This window comes from Flavobacterium artemisiae, from assembly GCF_042678225.1.
In the GTDB taxonomy this organism is placed as follows: Bacteria; Bacteroidota; Bacteroidia; order Flavobacteriales; family Flavobacteriaceae; genus Flavobacterium; species Flavobacterium artemisiae.
Window position 1 is genome coordinate 1,129,467 of sequence record NZ_JBHUDZ010000018.1, and the last position, 22,733, is coordinate 1,152,199.

At 33.8% G+C, this 22,733-nt stretch carries 17 protein-coding genes and 1 pseudogene; 5 read left to right on the forward strand and 13 right to left on the reverse strand.

Going from position 1 to position 22,733, the window contains the following annotated elements:
- Positions 1–102 precede the first annotated feature (102 nt).
- On the forward strand, positions 103–1,581 hold the full coding sequence (locus tag ACFSC2_RS24850) for a PhoX family protein (RefSeq protein ID WP_379813809.1): 1,479 nt from the start codon (positions 103–105) through the stop codon (positions 1,579–1,581).
- 70 nt (positions 1,582–1,651) lie between these two features.
- Positions 1,652–3,436, forward strand: a complete 1,785-nt coding sequence (locus ACFSC2_RS24855; RefSeq protein ID WP_379813810.1) for a cytochrome-c peroxidase — start codon at positions 1,652–1,654, stop codon at positions 3,434–3,436.
- Positions 3,437–3,497: 61 nt separating this feature from the next.
- Here the strand turns inward: ACFSC2_RS24855 and ACFSC2_RS24860 are convergent, their stop codons facing one another.
- Positions 3,498–4,061 carry a hypothetical protein gene (locus ACFSC2_RS24860; protein ID WP_379813811.1) on the reverse strand — a complete coding sequence of 188 codons (564 nt, stop codon included), beginning with the start codon at positions 4,059–4,061 and terminating at the stop codon, positions 3,498–3,500.
- A gap of 17 nt (positions 4,062–4,078) precedes the next feature.
- Between ACFSC2_RS24860 and ACFSC2_RS24865 the strand changes: the two are divergent.
- A pseudogene (locus ACFSC2_RS24865) lies at positions 4,079–5,041 on the forward strand (AAA family ATPase); the annotation flags it as partial.
- 52 nt (positions 5,042–5,093) lie between these two features.
- Here ACFSC2_RS24865 and ACFSC2_RS24870 read toward each other — a convergent pair.
- The 10 genes from ACFSC2_RS24870 to ychF all read right to left on the reverse strand — a co-directional run bounded on the left by ACFSC2_RS24870 (position 5,094) and on the right by ychF (position 16,787).
- On the reverse strand, positions 5,094–7,814 hold the full coding sequence (locus ACFSC2_RS24870) for a DNA gyrase/topoisomerase IV subunit A (protein WP_379813812.1): 2,721 nt from the start codon (positions 7,812–7,814) through the stop codon (positions 5,094–5,096).
- Positions 7,815–7,848: 34 nt separating this feature from the next.
- Positions 7,849–8,409 (reverse strand): hypothetical protein, encoded by a 561-nt coding sequence (locus ACFSC2_RS24875; RefSeq protein WP_379813813.1) that lies wholly within the window; start codon positions 8,407–8,409, stop codon positions 7,849–7,851.
- A gap of 20 nt (positions 8,410–8,429) precedes the next feature.
- Complete coding sequence (locus ACFSC2_RS24880; RefSeq protein ID WP_379813814.1) at positions 8,430–8,849, reverse strand: DUF1016 N-terminal domain-containing protein; 420 nt, start codon at positions 8,847–8,849, stop codon at positions 8,430–8,432.
- A gap of 17 nt (positions 8,850–8,866) precedes the next feature.
- Entirely contained in the window at positions 8,867–10,735 is a 1,869-nt protein-coding gene (locus ACFSC2_RS24885; RefSeq protein ID WP_379813815.1) for a DNA topoisomerase IV subunit B, read from the reverse strand.
- A gap of 159 nt (positions 10,736–10,894) precedes the next feature.
- A complete protein-coding gene (gene pncB / locus ACFSC2_RS24890) occupies positions 10,895–12,073 on the reverse strand; it encodes a nicotinate phosphoribosyltransferase (protein ID WP_379813816.1) in 1,179 nt (392 codons plus the stop codon).
- A gap of 69 nt (positions 12,074–12,142) precedes the next feature.
- Complete coding sequence (locus ACFSC2_RS24895; RefSeq protein WP_379813817.1) at positions 12,143–13,123, reverse strand: transglutaminase domain-containing protein; 981 nt, start codon at positions 13,121–13,123, stop codon at positions 12,143–12,145.
- Positions 13,124–13,648: an NADPH-dependent FMN reductase gene (locus ACFSC2_RS24900; RefSeq protein WP_379813818.1), complete on the reverse strand. Its 525-nt coding sequence runs from the start codon at positions 13,646–13,648 to the stop codon at positions 13,124–13,126.
- The gene (locus tag ACFSC2_RS24905; RefSeq protein WP_379813819.1) at positions 13,645–14,604 is read right to left on the reverse strand and encodes a YihY/virulence factor BrkB family protein; all 960 of its coding nucleotides are present in this window, start codon (positions 14,602–14,604) and stop codon (positions 13,645–13,647) included. The genes ACFSC2_RS24900 and ACFSC2_RS24905 overlap by 4 nt, the downstream gene beginning before the upstream one ends.
- A 162-nt stretch (positions 14,605–14,766) precedes the next feature.
- Positions 14,767–15,444 carry a TIGR02117 family protein gene (locus tag ACFSC2_RS24910; protein ID WP_379813820.1) on the reverse strand — a complete coding sequence of 226 codons (678 nt, stop codon included), beginning with the start codon at positions 15,442–15,444 and terminating at the stop codon, positions 14,767–14,769.
- A 248-nt stretch (positions 15,445–15,692) separates the two neighbouring features.
- Positions 15,693–16,787, reverse strand: a complete 1,095-nt coding sequence (ychF, locus tag ACFSC2_RS24915; protein WP_379813821.1) for a redox-regulated ATPase YchF — start codon at positions 16,785–16,787, stop codon at positions 15,693–15,695.
- A gap of 264 nt (positions 16,788–17,051) precedes the next feature.
- Here ychF and ACFSC2_RS24920 point away from each other — a divergent pair, with 264 nt between their 5' ends.
- Positions 17,052–19,718: a TonB-dependent receptor gene (locus ACFSC2_RS24920; RefSeq protein WP_379813822.1), complete on the forward strand. Its 2,667-nt coding sequence runs from the start codon at positions 17,052–17,054 to the stop codon at positions 19,716–19,718.
- Positions 19,719–19,812: 94 nt separating this feature from the next.
- On the opposite strand, the gene ACFSC2_RS24925 is transcribed toward ACFSC2_RS24920, so the two are convergent.
- The gene (locus tag ACFSC2_RS24925; protein ID WP_379813823.1) at positions 19,813–20,973 is read right to left on the reverse strand and encodes a peptidase associated/transthyretin-like domain-containing protein; all 1,161 of its coding nucleotides are present in this window, start codon (positions 20,971–20,973) and stop codon (positions 19,813–19,815) included.
- A gap of 167 nt (positions 20,974–21,140) precedes the next feature.
- A complete protein-coding gene (locus ACFSC2_RS24930) occupies positions 21,141–21,491 on the reverse strand; it encodes a 4Fe-4S dicluster domain-containing protein (RefSeq protein WP_379813824.1) in 351 nt (116 codons plus the stop codon).
- 140 nt (positions 21,492–21,631) lie between these two features.
- On the opposite strand from ACFSC2_RS24930, the gene ACFSC2_RS24935 reads away from it, so the two are divergent.
- Positions 21,632–22,696 (forward strand): acyl-CoA reductase, encoded by a 1,065-nt coding sequence (locus ACFSC2_RS24935; protein WP_379813825.1) that lies wholly within the window; start codon positions 21,632–21,634, stop codon positions 22,694–22,696.
- Positions 22,697–22,733: the final 37 nt, after the last annotated feature.

Genomic DNA, 22,733 nt, shown 5'->3' on the forward strand with positions numbered 1-22,733 from the left:
AGTAATCTTTTCCACTGCATTTAGCAGCTTTTATAAAAAAGTTACTTAACATTTAATTTCGTACAACATTCTAGCTTTGTTCTAACAAAAAAACAAGCTATTATGAAAATTAACTTACTAAAATCAATCGCATTATTAGGCGTTACAAGCTTTGCTGTAATGAGTTGTAATGATGACGACAACAAGGATTCGAACACAGTCAATACTTCTATCGATTTTACGTCGCAATCTAAAATTCCTGCTTTTGTTTATGCAATGAGCGGTTTCGAAAGTCTTAAAATCAGCACTTTAATTAGTAGTGCAGATGTGTTGCCACAATCTCCAACTTTTATTTACGGTGCTCAGCCAGACGGAGCGGGATTAATGAAAGATCCAAACGGAGACGGATACATTATGATTACAAACCACGAAATTTTACAATCGGTTTCTCGTGTATATTTAGACAAAACATTTAAACCTGTAAAAGGAGATTATTTGGTTGATGCTGTAGGAGGTTTAACTCGTTTATGCTCTGCAACATTGGCAACTCCAGAAATTCACGGATTTGGTCCTGTTTTCTTAACTGCAGGAGAAAGCGGACAAGAAAGTATGGTTCACGGAATCAATCCGTTAGGCTTATCAACTGACAAAAACAGAACCGACAGAGTTTTACCAGCTTTAGGAAAAGCAAGTATGGAAAATGCAGTGCCACTTCCAAAAGATGCTTATCCAGGTAAAACTGTTATTCTAATCGGAGAAGATCAATCTTATGCAACATCTCACGTAAGTGCCGGACAATTAATTATGTATGTAAGTACAGTTGGTGATTTATCTAACGGAAAATTATATGCCTTAAAAAGAACTGACGGAAATCAGGTTGAAACGTCTATGACTTTAAACAACTCATACCCTGTTGAATTTGTTGAGATTCCGAATGCTAAAAACTTAACTGGTGCTGTGATTAATACAACTGTTAATGATTTAAAAGCAATTCGTTTTTCTAGAGTTGAAGATGTAGATTACAGAAAAGGAAGCGCTAGTAACAATAGAGAAGTATATTTTACAGCAACAGGTCAGGCAACAAATAATGCTCCTGTTGATGGTTACACAATGTGGGGAAGAGTTTATAAATTGAAAATGGATGCTACAAATCCGTTAAAAGGGACGCTGGAATTAGCCGTTGAAGGAGACAGTAATCCTGGAAACGGAATCATTAATCCAGATAACTTATGCGTAACTGAAAACTACGTTTACATTCAGGAAGATGGAGACAGTTATTATGCTGACGCTAAACACGATTCTTATATCTGGCAGTATAATATTTCAAGCAAACAAAATAAACCTTGGTTGAATATGAATCATAAAAGAACTGACGTAGCTTGGAATTCATTATATAACCAAAGCGGTGAAATGAGATTTGGAAGCTGGGAATTTGGCGCTATGGAAGATATTTCAGATATAATCGGTGTCCCAAATACTTTCACAGTAAATATACATCCACATACTTGGCAGCTAGATGCATTTAAAAATGCAGATGGTTCTGGAACAACAACAAACAAAGAGGGCGGGCAAACAGTTATCATTAGAGACGTTCAACGCTAATCACTTCGATTAAAATATAATAACACAACCCTTATTTTCGAATAAGGGTTGTTTCTATTAAAATTATATTATGAAATTTAAGCAACTTACTGCTCTGCTCTTGCTCTTTTCTTTTTTTATTTCTTGCAAAGAAACTACGGAGACAAAAATAACCATAAAGCAAGATCTGCTGATTGATCTAAATAAATTAAATAGTGAAATTGAAAATTTTCAGCATATTGTCACTAGTAATTCTTCACAAAAAGATATTCTTGAACAGTTTAAAAAGTCTCGTTTAGCTTATAAAAAAACAGAATGGGCAATTGAATATTTTGTTCCAGAAACGGCAAGATTTATGAATGGACCCGCTTTAGACGAAATGGAACTAGAAGAAAACCGTTCGTTTGAACCGCATGGTTTTCAAGTTATAGAAGAATTGATTTTTCCTGAATATTCAACAGAAAGCAAAGAAGAATTACTACGAGAAATTAAGATTTTTAAAGCCAATATTAAACAGCTAAAAACTACTTTTGAAGCCATAACTTTAAGCGATGATTATGTTTTAGACGCTGTAGAACAAAACGTTTACAGAATTATAGCACTTGGAATCACAGGTTTTGACAGCCCAATTCTTCAATCTTCTATTTCTGAAGCTGGTCAAAGTATTGTTTCGATTTCAAATTCTCTTGAAATAATTAATTCAGAAAGTAAAACTTTAGTTCATATCAAAGAGTTAGCTGAAAAAGCAAAAAAATATTGTGAAGAAAACAACCACTTTAATTCATTTAATAGAGCTTATTTTATCACGCAGTTTCTTAATCCAATTTCAGAAAACGTCAGAAAGTTTCAATTAGAAGAAAAAATTAAAGACGTCAAAAAAACAAGTCCGCTAAAACAAAGTGCTCAAACATTATTTGATAAAGACGCCTTTGATGTCAATGGTTTTATACTTTCTAATGACTATAAATTAACCAATGATAAAATAGTTTTGGGCGAAAGATTATTTTATGATAAAGCGCTTTCTAAAAACAATGACAGAAGCTGTGCCACATGTCATAATCCTGAAAAAGCATTTACAGATGGCTTAAAAACGAATGTTTCTCTAACAGGATCTAATTTATCAAGAAATACACCAACACTAACATATGCGTCTTTACAAAATGCTCAATTCTGGGATATGCGACAATTGGATCTAGAAAAACAAAGTGTCGACGTAATTCAAAACAAAGATGAAATGCACGGTTCGATGGATGATATTCATGCCAAAATCTTACTTGATAATGATTACATAGTCCTCTTCAAAAAAGCATTTTCAAAAACCACAAAACCCGAAGCATGGCAGATTCAGAATGCTATTGCAAGTTATGTTCGTTCCTTAAACGCCTTTGATTCTAGATTCGATTTGTATATGAGAGGAGATCTAAATGTTTTGACTCCTCAAGAAATAAACGGAATGAACCTTTTTATGGGAAAAGCAAAATGTGCAACCTGTCATTTTACACCGCTGTTTAACGGAACTGTTCCTCCGAGTTATTCTAAAACCGAGCATGAAGTTATTGGAACTCCACAAGATCCTGCAGGAAAAAAATTAAGTCCAGATTTAGGACGTTATTTATTCAATCAAATGGCCCAGCTTAAAGGCGCTTTTAAAACACCAACGGTTCGAAATGCGGCCGTAACTGCTCCGTACATGCATAATGGTGTCTTTAAAACTCTTGAAGAAGTCGTTTCATTTTACAATAAAGGCGGCGGAAAAGGTTTAGGTCTTGAAGTTGAAAACCAAACATTGCCTTTTGATGCCTTAAATTTAACTCCTAATGAAGAAAAGGATTTAGTAGCTTTTATGAAAACACTAACAGATAAGAAATACCAGTAAAACCAAAATAAATTCCAATTTCAAATAAAACGCCGAAAATATATTTTCGGCGTTTTTATTACTAATCTACAAACATGCGATACGGAAACACATTTGATGATTTATTTTTAAGGTTTTTTAAGAAGCTTTCACATAGATAATTCCACTCAGAATCCGAGAGCAGTTTCCTTTCGTTAGGATTAGTTTTGATGAAAATATCAACCGTACGGCTGAAACCAGCTTTAACAGAAATTTCTTTTCGAGTTCCTTTTTCAATTCTAATATTTGCTATTGAACCTTTAAAATGATTAAATCCAAAAGCTTTTATGTCAGCAAAGGTTACAATTCTACCACGAGTTAATAAGGCATTTCTATATGCCAGTATTCTGTCTTTATTGGTCTGTTTATTTAAACCTCCAACTGTGTTAGTCATTAAAGTTGCATTTTTACTAACAAAAGATAAGTCTTTGCAATCTAAGGTAGTCCCCGCTTTAATGTCATTTCCATCTTCGGCACAAGTTGACCAATAGTTTATGCTGAAACTTTTTCCGACCGTTTCATCGTTTTTTGGCTTAATCATTAAATAAGGGTCGTTGTTTTTAGTAAAGTTACTCTCTTTTGCCTGCTGCTCTACCGATGCTAGCAATTGGTTGATTTCTAGGAATTCCCGCGGGCAAGCTAAACGAAGGGGAGAAAAACAAATTTAATACAATTGAAGAAGTTTTAAACCAAAGAGTTATTGGACAAGATCATTGCATTACAACAGTCGCAGGTTCAATCTTAGAATCGAGATCAGGCTTAACTAAAGCAGGTCAGCCTATCGCATCTTTCTTCTTTCTAGGACCAACTGGAACTGGAAAAACAGAATTAGCCAAAAGTTTAGCCGAATTCCTTTTTCAGGATGAAAATGCCATCATCAGATTTGATATGTCTGAATTTAAAGAAGAACATTCCGCAGCTTTACTTTACGGCGCACCTCCAGGTTACGTGGGATATGAAGAAGGTGGCTTACTTGTGAATAAAATTAGGCAAAAGCCCTACTCTATTGTGTTATTTGATGAAATTGAAAAAGCACATCCTTCGGTTTTTGATGTTTTCCTTCAAATTATGGACGAAGGTAAACTTCACGATCGTCTAGGAAAAGAGGGCGATTTTTCTAATGCAATTATCCTTTTCACATCAAATATTGGTGCAGATCATATTGTGAAAACTTTTAATAATGGTCAAATTCCGAGCTCAACCTCTTTGATGGAAATTATGGGTAATTATTTCCGACCAGAGTTTTTAGGTCGTTTAACAGAAATTGTACCTTTTGCACCTATCAGCAAAGAAAATGCATTAAAAATCTTCGAAATCCATCTTAAAAAAGAATTCATGGATTTATTAAAAACCATAAATATCAAAGTTGAAATTCCGATTGAGGCTAAAACTTATCTGGCTGAAAATGGGTTTAACGCTAAATATGGTGCAAGACCTATAAAAAGTATTATCAGAAGTCATTTGAGAAGACCTTTAGCAAAAAAAATAATTTCTGGTGAAGTAAAAGATGGCGATGTGGTATCGGTAATAATTGAAAATAATGAAGTTAAATGGATTAAACAAGAAATTATTTCTGTTGAAAATTAAAACATTCTAAAAATAAAAAAACGCTAAGAAATCAATCTTAGCGTTTTTTTATTTATTCTAAAACTAGCCCTATTTGGCCGTCGTCATCTAATTCTGTTTCTACAGGATCTTCTTCTGAAATCTCTGGTTTTTCAGGAACTTCTTCAATAGGTTCTTCATAAGGAAGCGGATCTAGTAAATTAACTTGCTTTAATTTATCAGTCGTCAATTGATTTCCTAAAGCTTTAAAACCTTTTACAGCTATAAAGTCCTCTACATCAACATGAAGATCGTCTTTTTGAACACCTTTTACTTTAGCAAAAACCAATTGCGCAACCGGACGATAATCCGTAGAAACAATTTCTAATTGCGAATTAGGGTGATCTGTAATAAAGCTTTCTTCTTTACCTTCATTTTCTACAAGGAAGCGTTTTAAGAAATACCGTTCTTTTTCACCATCAAAATAAATGGCAGAAATTGGTTTCTTAGGCTTCCATTTTTCCAATACAATCATATCTTCCTCAAAATGAGTAGATAATTCTGGAATAATTACTTTCAATTTTCCTGACTGACTTATAACTAAAATTTTATCACTTGGTTTAAATTCGCCCAACAACTCCCCTCTAGCATCTACATTTAAACGCTTTACAGTATCATCAAACCAAACTTTTCTTGGCAATAAAGTCGAAATTCCTTTTTCTTTTAATTCAATTTTCTTGATCGGATATTTAGTTACCAAATTTCCTTTAGAGCCACGGCCTTTAATTGCTAAAGCAGCAAAATCTATATCAAATTTCAATTTTTTGATCGTTCCAATTTGGCGCAATAGTATTGTTACAACCTCAGCCTCTCCATTTGGATTATGTGAAAAATAAACAACTTGCGAGCCTTTAGTTCCATTTGTTAAATCATACGCTTTATCTCTGGTAACTCCAGTAACATTGAAACGTTTTATGTAAGATGGTCCAGATTTTCCATCGCGATAAATCATATTGTAAATCGTACGTTTATCGTTCTTATCAAATACAGCGACATGAATAATATCTTTACCTACAAAAGTTTTGGCATCTACTTTTGTAATCATCATGGTACCATCACGTAGAAATACAATTACATCATCAATATCAGAACAATCTCCCACATATTCGTCTTTCTTTAAACTCGTTCCAACAAAACCTTCATCACGGTTTACATATAATTTTGTATTTCTTAAAACTACTTTTGTAGCTTCAACGTTATCAAAAACACGAAGTTCAGTCTGACGCTGGCGTCCTTTCCCGTATTTCTCTTTTAATTTCGTAAAATAGGCAATCGCAAAATCGGTAAGATGCTCCAAATTGTATTCTACCTCTTTCATTTCTTCTTCCAGCCTGGAAATCAATTCATCAGCTTTATCAGAGTCAAAACGAGTGATACGAATCATCGGGATTTGAGTCAGTCTTTGCAAATCATCATCTGTGATTTCTCTAACGAATGATTTTTTAAAAGGCTCAAATCGGTCATACAAATATTTGTATAATGATTCTCTGTCTCCATATAATTTGAAATCAATGTACATTTCTTCACGAATGAAGATTTTTTCTAAAGTAGAAAAATGCCATTTATTCTTTAATTCTTCTAATTGAATTTCCAGTTCCTGACGAAGTAAATCAACCGTTCTTTCTGTTGAAATTTTCAACATTTGAGAAACTCCGATAAACAATGGTTTATTATCCTCAATAACACAGCCTAAAGGCGCTACAGACGTTTCACAAGCGGTAAAAGCAAATAAAGCATCGATTGTTTTATCTGGAGAAACTCCTGGGAAAAGGTGAATTAAAATCTCAACATCTGCCGCCGTATTGTCTTCAATTTTCTTGATTTTGATTTTCCCTTTTTCATTGGCTTTCAAAATACTATCAATCAAAGTTGTGGTATTGGTCGAAAACGGAATCTGCGTGATCACCAATGTATTTTTGTCTAACTGCGAAATTTTGGCACGCACACGCACACGTCCACCACGCATTCCGTCATTGTAATTTGAAACGTCGGCAATACCCTGTGTCATAAAATCAGGATAAAGCGTAAACGGTTTTCCTTTTAAGATTTTAATTGAAGCGTCAATTAATTCATTGAAATTATGAGGCAAGACTTTCGTCGAAAGACCAACTGCAATACCTTCTGCTCCTTGTGCCAAAAGCAATGGAAATTTAACTGGAAGATTGTTTGGTTCAGCACGACGTCCGTCATACGAAACTCCCCAATCGGTGATTTTTGGAGAATATAAAACCTCCAAAGCAAATTTAGATAAACGTGCCTCGATGTAACGCGAAGCTGCAGCACCGTCACCTGTTAATATATTTCCCCAGTTTCCTTGGCAGTCAATCAATAAATCTTTTTGACCAATTTGCACCATTGCATCGCCAATACTCGCATCTCCGTGTGGGTGATACTGCATGGTGTGACCAACAACATTGGCAACTTTATTATAACGACCGTCATCCAACTCTTTCAAAGAGTGCATAATACGACGCTGAACAGGTTTGAATCCGTCTTCGATAGCAGGAACTGCACGTTCCAGAATTACGTAAGACGCATAATCCAAGAACCAATCTTTGTACATTCCGGTTACTTTCGTGATAACGTCTTCGCCTTCTTCTTCCTGATTTTCGTAAAAATGCTGTCCTTCAAAATGTTTGGCATCTACATCAATAATCTCATCATCATCTCCATCCTGATTGTCATCAATCTGGTTTTCATCCTGATTATTCTCGTCGTCGTTTGGAATTATGTTATCGTCTTCTTCGTCTTTCATTTTTTTATGCTGACTTTTATTTCAGTAAACTTTTTTATTCGTAATCTTCGTCTAAATATTTGATTCCTGCTTTTTTAAAAAGCTCCTCCATTTGACTATAGCAAAAGCCATTATATTTTTCTAAGTTTTTAGATTCTCTAAAACCTTTACAGGACAAACAAAGCTCTTTGTAACCAATTATTCTGTTTTTTTGATCTCTAAAAAGTATCATGTGCCGTGGCATATAACAATCTCTAGGCAAATTTTCTACTTTACAACTATCCTGAGACATTAATTGAATTAATTCAGTTTTCAATGCTGAATTTAATAGTGCTCTTTCTTTAACTTTCGTGCTGTCGAAATTTAATTTGTAGTCAACTACAAGCTCTTTATTATATTTATTATCCTTTTCTGTAATTTTTCTATCCCAACGCATCCTATCTTCATAAGATAAAATTTCAACCTTGGATAATTCTTTTAAAGGAAACTCTTTTTCTTTCATTATTTCTCTTGTAGATTTAGCAAGGATGGGACTTTCGTCAGATTGAGTTTTTTCGTTCTCTTTCTTACAAGAAATCAATACAAAAAAGATAATCAAAAATACAATTTTCCCCATTTATTACTATTTATCTACTTTCAAGAAGTCAATTTAAAAAAAGAAGCCAATGTTTGATTATCAAATTTCGCAGTCAGTGACTGCGCTTTTAGAGATTTAAATTCCCCAGTCACTGACTGGGTTTTTTGAATTTGTAAAATCCTAGTCAGTGACTCGGAATTTGAAAAAGTTAAATAAAACTTCCTCATATTCTCTAAATTGATTACTGAAAAACCTTTACCAAATTCCTTTGTCAATTGTTGAGAAAGATTTTTTAATAACTGCTTTCCATATTCAGCCCGATCTTTCCCATTTTGCTCTTCTTCAACAATAATTCTTCCTATTTCAAAATAGGTGATTGTCATTGTCGAATTTACGGTACGCAAAACCTGTTGTCGGGCATTTTGCAATAACTCGACAACTTGCTGAAAAATGACTTTATTTTGAAGACCGTCTGACACTCTATTTATTTAAAAAATTAAGCCTCCTCAAGCTCATCAATCTCAACCTTCAGATTCTTGATAATAAACTCCTGTCTGTCTGGTGTATTTTTTCCCATATAGAAAGATAATAACTGCTCGATCGATGTGTTTTTATCCATCATAATTGGATCAAGGCGAATTGTATCTCCAATGAAGTTTTTGAACTCGTCTGGAGAAATCTCTCCCAAACCTTTAAATCGTGTGATTTCTGGCTTTGGTTTTAGTTTTTCGATTGCGTCTTTTCTTTCTTCTTCCGAATAACAATAAATCGTTTCTTTTTTGTTACGAACCCTGAAAAGTGGTGTTTGCAAAATATACAAATGTCCTTCTTTGATTAATTCTGGGAAAAATTGTAAAAAGAACGTAATCAAAAGCAAACGAATGTGCATTCCATCGACATCGGCATCGGTTGCAATTACGATGTTGTTGTAGCGCAATTTTTCCAATCCGTCTTCGATATCAAGTGCAGCTTGAAGCAAGTTGAATTCTTCGTTTTCATACACAATTTTTTTAGTCATTCCGTATGAATTCAAAGGCTTACCACGCAAGCTGAAAACTGCTTGTGTATTAACGTCACGCGACTTGGTGATCGATCCGGAAGCCGAATCTCCCTCAGTAATAAAAAGCGTACTTTCTAAGTTTCTTGGGTTTTTAGTATCTGGAAGATGCGCACGGCAATCTCTTAATTTTTTATTATGCAGATTGGCTTTTTTAGCACGATCTGTGGCCAGTTTTCTAATTCCAGATAATTCTTTTCTTTCGCGTTCTGCCTGAAGAATTTTACGAAGTAAAGCCTCGGCTGTCGGCGGATTTTTATGTAAATAATTATCTAATTTGGTTTTTATAAAATCGTTTACAAAAGTACGCACAGAAACTGGAGGTGTTCCATCATCTGAACCCATATCCGTAGAACCTAATTTGGTTTTAGTCTGAGATTCAAAAACCGGCTCCATTACTTTAATACTAATCGCACTTACGATTGATTTACGAACGTCTGATGCTTCGAAGTTTTTATTGTAAAACTCACGAATTGTTTTTACAACTGCTTCACGATATGCAGCTAAGTGCGTTCCTCCCTGCGTTGTATTCTGACCGTTTACGAATGAGTGATATTCTTCGCTATACTGCGTTTTACTGTGCGTTAAAGCGACTTCGATATCATGATCTTTCAAGTGAATAATCGGATATTCTAAATCTTCTTCATTGATTGTTTCTTCTAATAAATCACGAAGACCGTTTTCTGAATAGTATTTTTCGCCGTTAAAAATAATCGTTAAACCATTGTTCAGATAACAATAGTTTTTAACCATCTTAACCACATATTCTAAACGGAATTTATAGTTTTTGAAGATCGATTCGTCTGGCGTAAAAGTTACTTTTGTTCCTTTACGTTTTGTAGTATCGATAACATCTTCTTCCTGAACCAGATTTCCGGCAGAAAATTCAGCTGCTTTTTGTTTGTCGTCACGAACTGATTCTACGCGGAAAAAATTCGATAATGCATTTACTGCTTTTGTTCCGACACCATTTAAACCAACTGATTTCTGGAAAGCTTTAGAATCGTACTTTCCTCCAGTGTTCATTTTAGAAACTACATCGACTACTTTTCCTAACGGAATTCCACGTCCATAATCACGAACAGAAACCGTTTTATCTTTAATGGTTATTTCAATAGTCTTTCCGGCACCCATAACGAATTCATCGATACAGTTGTCCATAACCTCTTTTAAAAGAATATAAATACCATCATCCGGTGATGATCCGTCCCCTAATTTCCCGATGTACATACCCGGACGCATACGAATATGTTCCTTCCAATCGAGTGAACGAATATTATCTTCGTTGTATTGATTTTGCTCTAGCATAAATGAATTTAGGATTTTTGGCTAATGTACCATTTATCGGTAAAAAATAAAAGCGTATTTCTTTTTTGTTATGAATAATAACAGTTTAAAATCTATTTAAATTGATTTTAAAATAATACAGCAACTAAAAATATAAAAAAACAGTTATTTGACAAAAAATTACGATTTAATTCCGAGAACTTGTTTTGCGAGCGCAATCATTTCGGGCGTTCCCGTGTTTTTGTTTTTTTCGTCAGAAAGTTTTACAACTCCTTGCCAATCTGTATTTTCCGATTTAGTTTCAGTCAATTTAATAACCATATTCATCGAAGGCAGACCTGTATCGTTTGTGAAATTGGTTCCGATTCCGAAAGACATTTTAATTTTGCCTTTACAAAAATCGGAGATCATTTTTACTTTTTCAACATTTAGCGAATCCGAGAAAACTATAATTTTAGATTTCGGATCAATCCCCATTTTGGTGTAATGTGCAATCACTTTTTCAGCAAATTCAATTGGATCACCGCTATCGTGACGAACACCATCAAAAAGTTTAGAGAACTTTTTATCAAATTGATCAAAAAAAATGTCTGTTGTGTAAGTATCTGTTAAGGCAATTCCGAGATCACCACCGTAAACTTCTGTCCAATGTTCAAGACTAATTAAATTCGCGGTTTGAAATCCATAAGTTGCAGCATGAAACATAAACCATTCGTGTGCATGCGTTCCAAGAGGTCGTTTATCATTGACCATAGCAAAATGCACATTGCTGGTTCCGATAAAACTTTCACCACCAAAAGTTTTCAGCGTTTCGTTAACTAAATTGTGAACATCATAAGAATGACGCCTTCTGGTTCCAAATTCTAAAATAGAAACTTCTAAAGCATTATAACTGTCAATTTTGCTTTTAGTAATTTCTTTTATTTTTTCGTCGTCTACGCGAATGAGATGATTCGACTTATAAAACAACTCCGAAATCAAAGCCATCAAAGGTACTTCCCATAAAATGGTACGATACCAAAAACCTTCTACTTTTACCTGAATTTCTGAGCCTTCCTGTGTAATCTGAATTTCGGACGGATCATATCGATAACCTTGCAAAAAATCTAAATAAGTAGGATCAAGATAAGAACAGTATTTGGCTAAATAATTTTTTTCGGCTTTCGTCAAGCGAAGATCTGCCATTGCATCTACAGACTGACGAAGTAAATCTGCAAATCCAGGCGGAAAAATATGCTTACCGCGATTGATAAATGCATAACGAACTTTTGCCTTTGGAAAAAGCTTTATTACAGCATGCTGCATTGTAAATTTATAGAAATCATTATCTAAAATTGATTTCAAAAAAGTGGTTCCCATAAGTCAAAAACTGTTTGTAATACTTATGGCTAAGATACGGCAATTGGCTGAAAAAATTTGTTTTGTTACTTATTTCCTAACCACTTTAAAAGAAACAGCACTATTATTGCCAATAAAAACAGTAATATAATCTCCTATATTTGCGTCGATACCGATTTGAAACTCCAAACCGCCTCTCTTCTCTTTTGGGTTCTGGACTTTTACAGGCTGATTCTTTTTATTTAAATAAAAAATCTGATCTGATTTTGTGAGATTTTTGATTTCAACTGTAACTTTATCCCCATTTTTAACCTCTAATATACCTGTATCAGGAGATTTAATTTTATAACCTTCTGCAATAGTTGAGTTGTAAATAAGTGGTCCGTTTAGAAAATCATTTTTATTAATTTTTTCACCATCAAAAGTTCCTGAATCTGGGTAATGTTTTGCAAAGAAAAAGTCGGGATCTGTATCAAAATAAATTGGTGCAAAATCTACAACCATTCTTCCTTTACTGCCGTCGTAATAACCTTGTCCCCAAGTTGCATCTACCAAAATCCATTTTCTGCCAATCAAAACAGTATTCCAAGCGTGATTGGATGAAATTGTTTTTCTGCCTATATCTGCTAAACGTGTTTTAGAATCTCCTTTCACAACTTCTGATTTTAAGCCGACTAAGGAAGCCAAATGCTGATACAAAGCCGTAAATCCTTCGCAAACTCCTTTTTTAGAATTAAAAGTTTTTTGAATCAGATTATCATTCAGCTGTTTGATTTTTCGTTGTTTTTCTGCTTCAGAAGAATAGCTGAAACCCTGCACTCTCTGCGGATTTAGAAAAGCGCTATAATCATATTTGATATTAAAAGCAATCCAGCTGAAAATAGCACGTGCTTTGTCTTCTTCAGAATTAAAATCTTTCTCGATTTTTTCTGCTAATTTTTCGGTGGTATTTAGACTTTTCGGGTACTTTGCAACAATCTGATCAACTTCGTTTACCTTTTGTGCAAAAGTAACATTAAGAAAAAGAGTGTTTAGGAAAAGGAATAAAAATGAAATCTTTTTTAGTGGCATTTAAAAATTTGATTTAATAATATCTTTCAGTTCGTTATCTAACTCAGTGTTAGAGATTTTATTTTCTTGTAAATCAAAATTCGAGCCAAAAGCTGGTAATGAGAAACTTCCTTTGATTTCGGCTCCATAACGAGGAAAAAGATTTTGCGCAATTCCTAACACAGAAGAACCGCCTCTGCCACCTGGTGAAGTTGCTAATAATAACATTGGTTTGTGCTGAAAAACATCTTTCTCGATACGTGAACTCCAATCGAAAACATTTTTGAAAGCGACAGAATAATTTCCATTATTTTCTGCCATCGAAACTACTAAAATGTCAGCCTCTTTAAGTTTGCTAAGAAAAGCTTTTGCGATCTCATGCTGACCAATTTCTTTTTCTAGGTCAACACTAAAAATGGGCATTGCAAAATCATTTAGATCCAGAACTTCAACTTCTGCATTTTCAAATAAACTTGCTGCGTAAGACGCTAAACGTTTATTGATTGATTGTGTGCTGTTACTTCCTCCAAAGGCAATTATTTTCATGGTTTCTCGTGTGTTAGTTGTTCTTTTGTTGAATGTGGTGTTACATCTTCGATCTCATAAACTTCTTTTGCAATCTCTACGGAATATTCATTTGGATAAATTTTTCCTCCGTACGATTTTGCATAGACTTTAGTGAATTCAGCTCCAAAGTAAAGAATAATTGCTGAATAATACACCCAAACTAAAATAATGATTACAGATCCAGCAGCGCCGTAAACTGAAGCTACTGTAGAACTTCCTAAATAAAATCCTATGGCAAATTTACCAATCATAAAAAGTACAGCCGTAACGCTGGATCCTATAATGGCATCTTTCCATCTGATTTTCCCGTCAGGCAACGTTCTAAAGATTATAGTAAATAAAAGCGTTATACTAGCCAATACTATTACTATATTGACAATATAGAACAAATAAACAGTACTTTCAGGAAAATATATTTTTAAACGCGCACTCATCAAATCTAATATCGTATTGATAAATAAACTGACAATCATTAAAAAACCAACTGATGCAATCATAGAAAATGACATCAATCTGTTTTGAATGAATTTTCTAACGCCTTTATCTGGTTTGGCTCGCAATCCCCATATATAGTTAATCGAACTCTGAATTTCTGCAAAAACTCCAGAAGCACCAATTAAGAGCATTACTACTCCAAATACAGTTGCAAAAATATTATTCCCCGACAATTCCACATTTTTGATGGCTTCCTGAATTTGTGTTGCAGCTCCATTTCCTACCAAACCATTTATTTGTCCGTATAACTGACCCGTAACTGCTTCTTCTCCAAAGAAAAAACCACAGATTGTAATTATAATAATTAACAAAGGAGGCAGTGCAAATATGGTGTAATAAGATAATGCGGCGCTCAGTTTTATGGCATTGTCATCGTTGAATTCTAAAAAAGTATTCTTTAAAAGAAACCATGTTTTTGAAAAAATATTTTTGATTCTCATTTTGCTGATTTTTGAGTTTACACTCAAATTTAAGCAATATTAAAAATTGGTTAATTCTCTATTTTTATTAGAATTTTATATTTTTCCCATACTTTAATCTTGATAGGATATTCCTAGCAGATTATTGTGGCTTGATTGCATGTACTGATTCCTGACTAACTATTATTTGTAGTGACAAAAAATCCCTTTATCATAAACCGTCCATAAACTTGCTTTTTGATTCGCAGCTTTTAAAGCGCTGTTTGCCCAAGTATTACACGTATAAAAAAGACTGTAACTTCCTTTTGCTTCATAAAAAGCATCTTTTTTTCCGTAGCTGTGACCTTCAATCCACTGTGGATGAACTGGATCGCTGAAACTATCTGAAATATAAGCAACCAGTCTTTGGTAATTTTCTTTGGAAATTAATATACGTTTGCAGTCTTCTCCTTCACGTAAGTTTTTGAAAAATGTAGTGTGCATTGCAGACGAACTGATTCCGAATGCAGCTCTGCAAGCTGTACTCACTTTTAGATCGGACCATTCTGGAGTATCTAAATAAAATCCTTTATCGCCCCAGCCAAAACCAATATAATTCATCAACGAATCTTTTGATTGTGTCTGACTGAATTGAACTTCGCTTCGCCAGTCCTTTATTTCATTTTTAACTGGAACAACGATATCTGTATGAACTCCGTTGGTAAGAATGTAAATCGGAATTATTTTTTGTTCTTTTATAAAATCAGTATCTGAATTAACTGTGATTTTAGAAATAAGTAACACTGAGGTAACGTACAAGGCAATAAAAGTAAAGATTCCGAAAAGTGTCCAGCCCAGAAATTTGAAAGTTTTTTTTAGCATTTTAATGATTGGTTTTAAGATTATTATTTTGGTATTTTTTCTGTAACCAATTTTTGAGCCAAAAATTTTTGTTTTGCGAAATAGTACGCGGATTTTACTGATTCTATTTCGCGAAAGCGCGGATTTAAACGGAATTTTTATTCTATTTTTTATCCTTTATGTTTTAATTTTAAAAAGAAAAAAACCGCTGAATTTCTCCAGCGGTTTTTTCTAATTTCTATATTTTTTATTCTATTCTCTAGAAAAAATTACACGTTAAAACGGAAGTGCATTACATCACCATCTTTTACAACATATTCTTTTCCTTCAACTTTGAATTTTCCAGCTTCTTTTGCTTTTGCCTCAGAACCGTATTGAACGTAATCGTCGTATGAAATAACTTCAGCACGGATAAATCCTTTTTCGAAATCAGTGTGGATAACTCCTGCAGCTTGTGGCGCTGTTGCTCCAATATTGATTGTCCACGCACGAACTTCTTTTACACCAGCTGTAAAGTAAGTTTGTTGTTTTAAAAGTTTGTAAGCTGCACGAATTAAAACTGATGCTCCTGGCTCTGTTAATCCCATATCTTCTAGGAAAACCTGACGCTCTTCGTAGCTTTCTAATTCTGTAATATCAGCCTCTGCTCCAACTGAAAGAATGATAACTTCAGCATCTTCGTCTTTTACTAATTCACGAACTTGGTCTACATATTTGTTTCCGTTTACAGCAGAACCTTCATCAACGTTACAAACGTATAAAACTGGTTTTGCAGTAATTAATTGAAAACCTTCCATCAAAATTTCTTCATCATTACTTTGAGGAATAATTGTTCTTGCCGATTTTGCCTGCAATAATGCTTCTCTAATTCTGTTTAACAAAGCTTCTTCAGTTTGAGCTTCTTTGTTTCCTGTTTTCGCAGCACGTTTAACTTTCTCCAATCTTTTTTCGATTGTTTCAAGATCTTTTAACTGTAATTCGATATCAATCGTTTCTTTGTCACGAATTGGGTTTACGTTTCCGTCAACGTGTACGATGTTATCGTTATCAAAACAACGCAAAACGTGAATAATAGCATTACATTCTCTAATGTTTCCCAAAAACTGGTTTCCAAGACCTTCACCTTTACTTGCACCTTTTACCAAACCTGCAATATCTACGATATCTACAGTTGCCATTTGTACACGCTCTGGTTTTACCAATTCTTCTAATTTATTGATTCTAGGGTCTGGAACGTTTACAACACCAATATTTGGTTCGATTGTACAAAACGGAAAGTTTGCACTCTGCGCTTTTGCATTAGATAAACAATTAAATAATGTTGATTTTCCAACATTTGGTAATCCTACAATTCCTGCTTTCATCTGTTGATTTCTATTTATTTTATTTGAGCCTCAATACATAAGGCGCTTTCATATTGTAATTCTTGTTTCTGCCAAAATGATATTTTTTGGCTTTAAAATTTTGCAAATATAAGATTTAATACCTCTTCAGTGAAGTAAAAATGTGCATTAATATAATTTTAAGGTAATTCTTAAAAATTTTTAAACTTTTTATTAAGTTTTTGTTAAAAAATACTACTTTTAACAAAGTAACAAACCAAACAACAAACAAAAACCCTATTAATCATGAAAAAGATTGCTTTATTTTTATTGCTTATAAATTCCGCATTTCTATTTGCACAAAAGGAAATAACGGGAGTCGTCACCGATAAGTCCGGCGCACCACTGCCAGGCGTGAATGTTTTAGAAAAAGGAACCAGTAACGGTGTTTCTACTAGTTTTGAAGGAAGTTATTCTATTAAAGTAAAAGAAGGCGCTACTTTAATTTTCAGTTATGTCGGATTCGGAAGTGTAGAAAAAAGTGCTTCTAGCAGTAAAATCGATATTACTTTAGATGAAAATGGCGGCCAGATCTTAAGCGATGTTGTAGTTGTCGGATCTAGAAATGCTAAAAGAACTGTTGTAAATTCTGCTGTACCAATAGATGTTATCAATGTAAAAGAAGTTACAACCCAAAGCGGAAAAATAGAGATTAACCAGCTCTTACAATACGTTGCTCCTTCTTTTAATGCCAACAAACAATCCGGTTCTGATGGTGCCGATCACGTTGATCCGGCCTCGTTAAGAGGTATGGGACCCGATCAGACTTTGGTTTTGATTAACGGAAAAAGAAGACATCAATCCTCGTTAATCAATTTATTTGGAACCAGAGGACGCGGTAATACTGGAACGGATTTAAATGCGATTCCGGCAGCATCTATCAAAAGAATTGAAATTCTGCGTGACGGAGCTTCAGCGCAATACGGTTCTGACGCTATTGCAGGAGTTATTAATATTGTAACTAATGATAATGTTGACGAACTTACAGGATCTATTACGTACGGTGTTTTTAACACACATGCTAAAGGAGACTTTTTGGAAGGAACTCCCAATACAAAAGGTTATCGTTTGGACAAGGACGGCAACGGAAACTCATACGGAAAAGATCAGGATTTTGATGGAGGTTCGGTAAGAATAGCTGCAAATTATGGTACTGGAATCGGAACTAAAGGCGGTTATGTAAATATTACAGGAGAATTTTTAAATAAAAATAAAACTCTTCGTCCTGCGTACGATTTTAGAAAAGGTTTTGGTGATGCCGAAATGCAAGGCGTTAATTTATTTGCCAATCTAGCAATTCCATTAGCAGATAAAACTGAGTTTTATGCTTTTGGAGGAAGCAATTTTAGAGATACTGATGCCTATGCTTTTACAAGAAATGACGGCGAACGTGTTGTAGAATCTGTTTACCCGGGTGGTTATACGCCGAGAATTACCTCAAAAATTAATGACAATTCTATCGCAGCAGGAATTAGAACCGAATCTTCTGGCGGATGGAAATTTGATTTAAGCAACACTTTCGGAAAAAATAAATTTCAATACGAGATCAAAGGGACAATAAATGCTTCTCTTGAAGAAAGATCTCCGCTTCAATTTGATGCAGGAGGACACAGTCTGCTACAAAATACAACCAATTTTGACATTTCAAAAAATTATGATTCTGTACTAAGCGGTTTAAACGTAGCTTTTGGAACAGAATTCAGATTAGAAAAATTTGAAATTTTTGCTGGTGAAGAAGGTTCATACACCACATACGACACCAACGGACAGCCAATTACTGATCCAACAACGCAAAGTGCTCCAACAATTCCTAATCCGGATTATGATCCTACAGATCCAGATTCTTCACCAACTATTTCTAGACCGGGAAGTTCTCAAGGTTTTCCTGGCTACAGTCCTGCAAATGAGGTAAACAAAGACAGAACCAACTTCTCTTTATATGCTGATGTTGAATTAGATATTACGGATGCTTTTATGGTCAGCGGTGCTGTGCGTTTTGAAAATTATAGTGATTTTGGAAGCACTGTAAACGGAAAATTAGCTTCAAGACTTAAACTTTCAGACCATATTAATGTAAGAGGATCTGTAAGTACAGGTTTCCGTGCACCATCTTTAGCGCAGATTTATTACAATTTACGTTTTACCAATTTTAATGCAAGCGGTGCGACAGAAGTTTTATTAGCTCCAAACGACAGTCCAGTAACAAGAGCTTTTGGAATTGAAAAACTAAATGAAGAAAAAGCGTTAAATGCTTCTTTAGGGTTTACAGCCTCGTTTGGAGATTTTACAGCTACAATTGACGGTTATTATATTCAGGTAAAAGACCGTATTGTATTAACAGGATATTTTGATGCTTCTGCTTTAAATCTTGGCGTTTCTGAAGCGCAGTTTTTCGCTAATGGTGTTGATACAAGTACACATGGTTTAGATTTGGTTCTTTCATGGAAAAAGAAATTCGGAGAATCTCAATTTACCGCTACGTTGGTCGGAAATATTAATGACATGAAAATCGACAAAGTAAAAAACGGTTCTTTAGACGAAGCAACTTTCTTTGGAAAACGTGAAAAAGCCTTTTTATTAGCTTCTGCACCTGACAATAAATTTGGTTTAAACCTGAATTATAGTAGAAAGAAATTTGATGCTGGACTGGCTTTTACTCGTTTCAGCAAAGTAGTTTTAGTTGATTATGCAGATGAAGATGATGTTTACAATCCAAGATTGATAACTGATTTAACGGTTGGATATCAACTTACTAAGAGTCTAAAATTAAGCCTCGGAAGCAATAACTTATTTAATGTATATCCTACTAAACAAGATGAACAGGGAAATACGGAAGCCGGTGGTTATTGGGATGCTGTACAAATGGGTTTCAGCGGCGCTTACTACTACGCAAGACTTGGATTTAATTTCTAAGAGCTTAGGCGCATCTTAACTTCAATTGCATATTTTAATAACAATAAAAAATCCTGAACTTCACAGTTCAGGATTTTCCTTTTCTATTTATTAATTACAATTTAAACTCTAAAGAGGCGATGATAGCTTTTTCTTCATCGGTTGCTGTAAATCCCGAAATATCCCAATAATTGGTCAGGATTTTGTTCTTTTTATTAAAAAGTGATTTTTCTTTAAAAACATCACTTTCGCTATAAGTAAAGTTTTGTTTATTAAAACCAGTTGTCACAAAACTGTTTCGAACTTGAATATTTTTTGCTTTTTCTTTTTGAATAATGCTGTAACCGATTTCTTCATTAGAATTTAAAACATAATAATCTGTTCCGTCCCAGCGGTAATTTACTTTTACAAAAGATTTGGTCATATTTTTTTCGCCTTCTTTTGTTTTTTCTTCGATTTTATCAAGATTTGATGGAGTTACCGAAATAGTAAATTCTACAATAAGCTTCAGTAACGGATCGTAAATTATTTCAAAATTATCAATGGCATCTTTGGATTTATCCAGTGGCGCAACAGACATTACATAATAATCTTTATTGGTAGAATGTCCTTTTATGGTAAAATCGTATTCTTTTTTTGACTTTGAATCTAATAATGGATCGAAATATTTAAAATTGGAATAATTCTCCATTATATCATTCAAATTATAACCTCTTAAATCGGCGCTGATATCGGTTTCTAATAATCCGTACGATCTATTTTGTTCAACCAATAAAGTAGTGGCATTATTACTTTTATCAAACTGAAAATTAATTAATCCGTCGTTATAATACGAATATTGATTATCCAGCATAAAAAACTCTCTTACATATACTTTTTGCCTGTGCGAAACACTAATTTTTTTGGTAGAATTGTTTACTAATTTCTGTAGAATTTTATCTGGTGCTTCTTTAGACAAAACCACTTCATCCAGTTTATTATTTTTACTCTTTAGATAAATAACAAATTTTTGATCTCCATTTAAAGAAGTCCAGCGTACCGTCAAATCTTCATAATTAGTTTCAGAAACCTGAACATTAGAACCACCGGTCAGCATAAAAGTTACTTTACCTTCACCATTACTCAATAAAATCTGCTGGGTTTTCATGATTATGACCGTAGCATTTTCTATTGGCTCTAGCGTTTCTATATCCTTAACGATTATAGAATACTCTTGGTTTTGTGCGTAACTGTTAATATTATATAGTACGACAAATAAAAGTATTAGTTTCTTCATAAGCGTTGTTAAATTTTCAACTAAAGTATTATTTTTTTAACAATTAAGCAACCCTCAAAAAATAAAACATTCGCTATCAATAAACTAACTTTTAAAAATACCTGATTTCAGGGTAAAAAAAAACCTGAGTAAAAACTCAGGTTTCTTACAAAAATATATTTTACAGCTTATTCTCCGTGTAAGAATGACTGTCTGTTTAATAAAGTTTCTTCATCTTCAACATGATTATCATCTGGTACACAACAATCAACAGGACATACAGCAGCACATTGAGGTTCATCGTGAAAACCTTTACATTCTGTACATTTTCCTGGTACGATATAATATACTTCGTCAGAAATTGGAGTTTGCGCTTCTTCAGCATCAACTTCAGTTCCGTCAGGTAAAATTATGGTTCCAGAAAGACTTGTTCCATCTTTGTATCTCCAATCGTCAGCACCTTCGTAAATTGCTGTATTTGGGCATTCTGGCTCGCAAGCCCCGCAGTTAATACATTCGTCAGTTATAATAATTGCCATCGTTTTCTTCGTTACTTAGTTAAAAGTTATATAGGATTTGTAGATTAAAGTATTAAAGATGCAAATCTACTTTGCCTTATAACGTAATATAGCTTATTTTTGTGCAAAATTACAATCAAAACAATTCATAAACAAACATTATGACATTAGAAACAAAAAAAAGTGTTTTTGTTGAATTAGGAAAATTTTTAAGTCAGTTTTCTGAAGCAGGATCCGAACAAAAATCGGACGTTTTATTTAATGATATCTTTTTTGATGATTTTGAGAAATTAATTCATTTATCACAATCTCATAATGGCTGGTACACGCCGGAACAAGTTTATTTTGCTGTGCAGTCTTGGGCAGAAGCTTTAACTGAAGAAAATATTTCTAAATGGCTTTCTAATTATTCTTTTGACAATTCTGAATCTGATAAAACAGTTGCTTTAATTTTAGCCGGAAATATTCCGCTTGTAGGATTTCATGATTTTTTATCTGTTTTAATTACAGGAAACAAAGCTTTAATCAAAACTTCCTCAAACGATCAGCATTTATTGCCATTTTTAGCAAAATATATTATTGCTGTTGATCCAGAATTTGAAAGTAAGATCACTTTCGTGGAAGGAAAACTAGAAAATTTTGATGCCGTAATCGCAACTGGAAGCAACAATACGGCACGTTATTTTGAATATTATTTTAAAGATAAACCTTCGATTATTCGTAAAAACCGAAATTCGGCTGCAATAATAACTGGAAAAGAAACTAATGAAGAATTGGAAGCTTTGGGAGAAGATATTTTCCGTTACTTCGGATTAGGATGCCGAAATGTTTCTAAACTTTTTGTGCCGAAAGATTATTCTTTTGACAATTTCTTTCAAGCTATTTTTAAATATCAAGATGTTATTCATTACGAAAAATACGCTAATAATTATGACTATAATAAAGCGGTATTTTTAATGAGTAATTTCAAATTAATCGATAACGGATTTTTGACTTTAAAAGAGGATTCAAGTTACGCCTCTCCTATTTCGAGTGTTTTTTATGAATTCTACGAGAATCTCGATGAACTAAAAAAACGTCTTACAGACGATTCAGAACAAATTCAATGCATTGTCAGCAGCAATTTAACTACAGATAGTATTGCTTTTGGAGAAACCCAAAAACCGCAATTGTGGGATTACGCAGATAATGTCGATACTATAACGTTTTTGTTAACAACAAAGTAATAAAATGTTTAATTATTTCGAATATTTTAACGCTTTT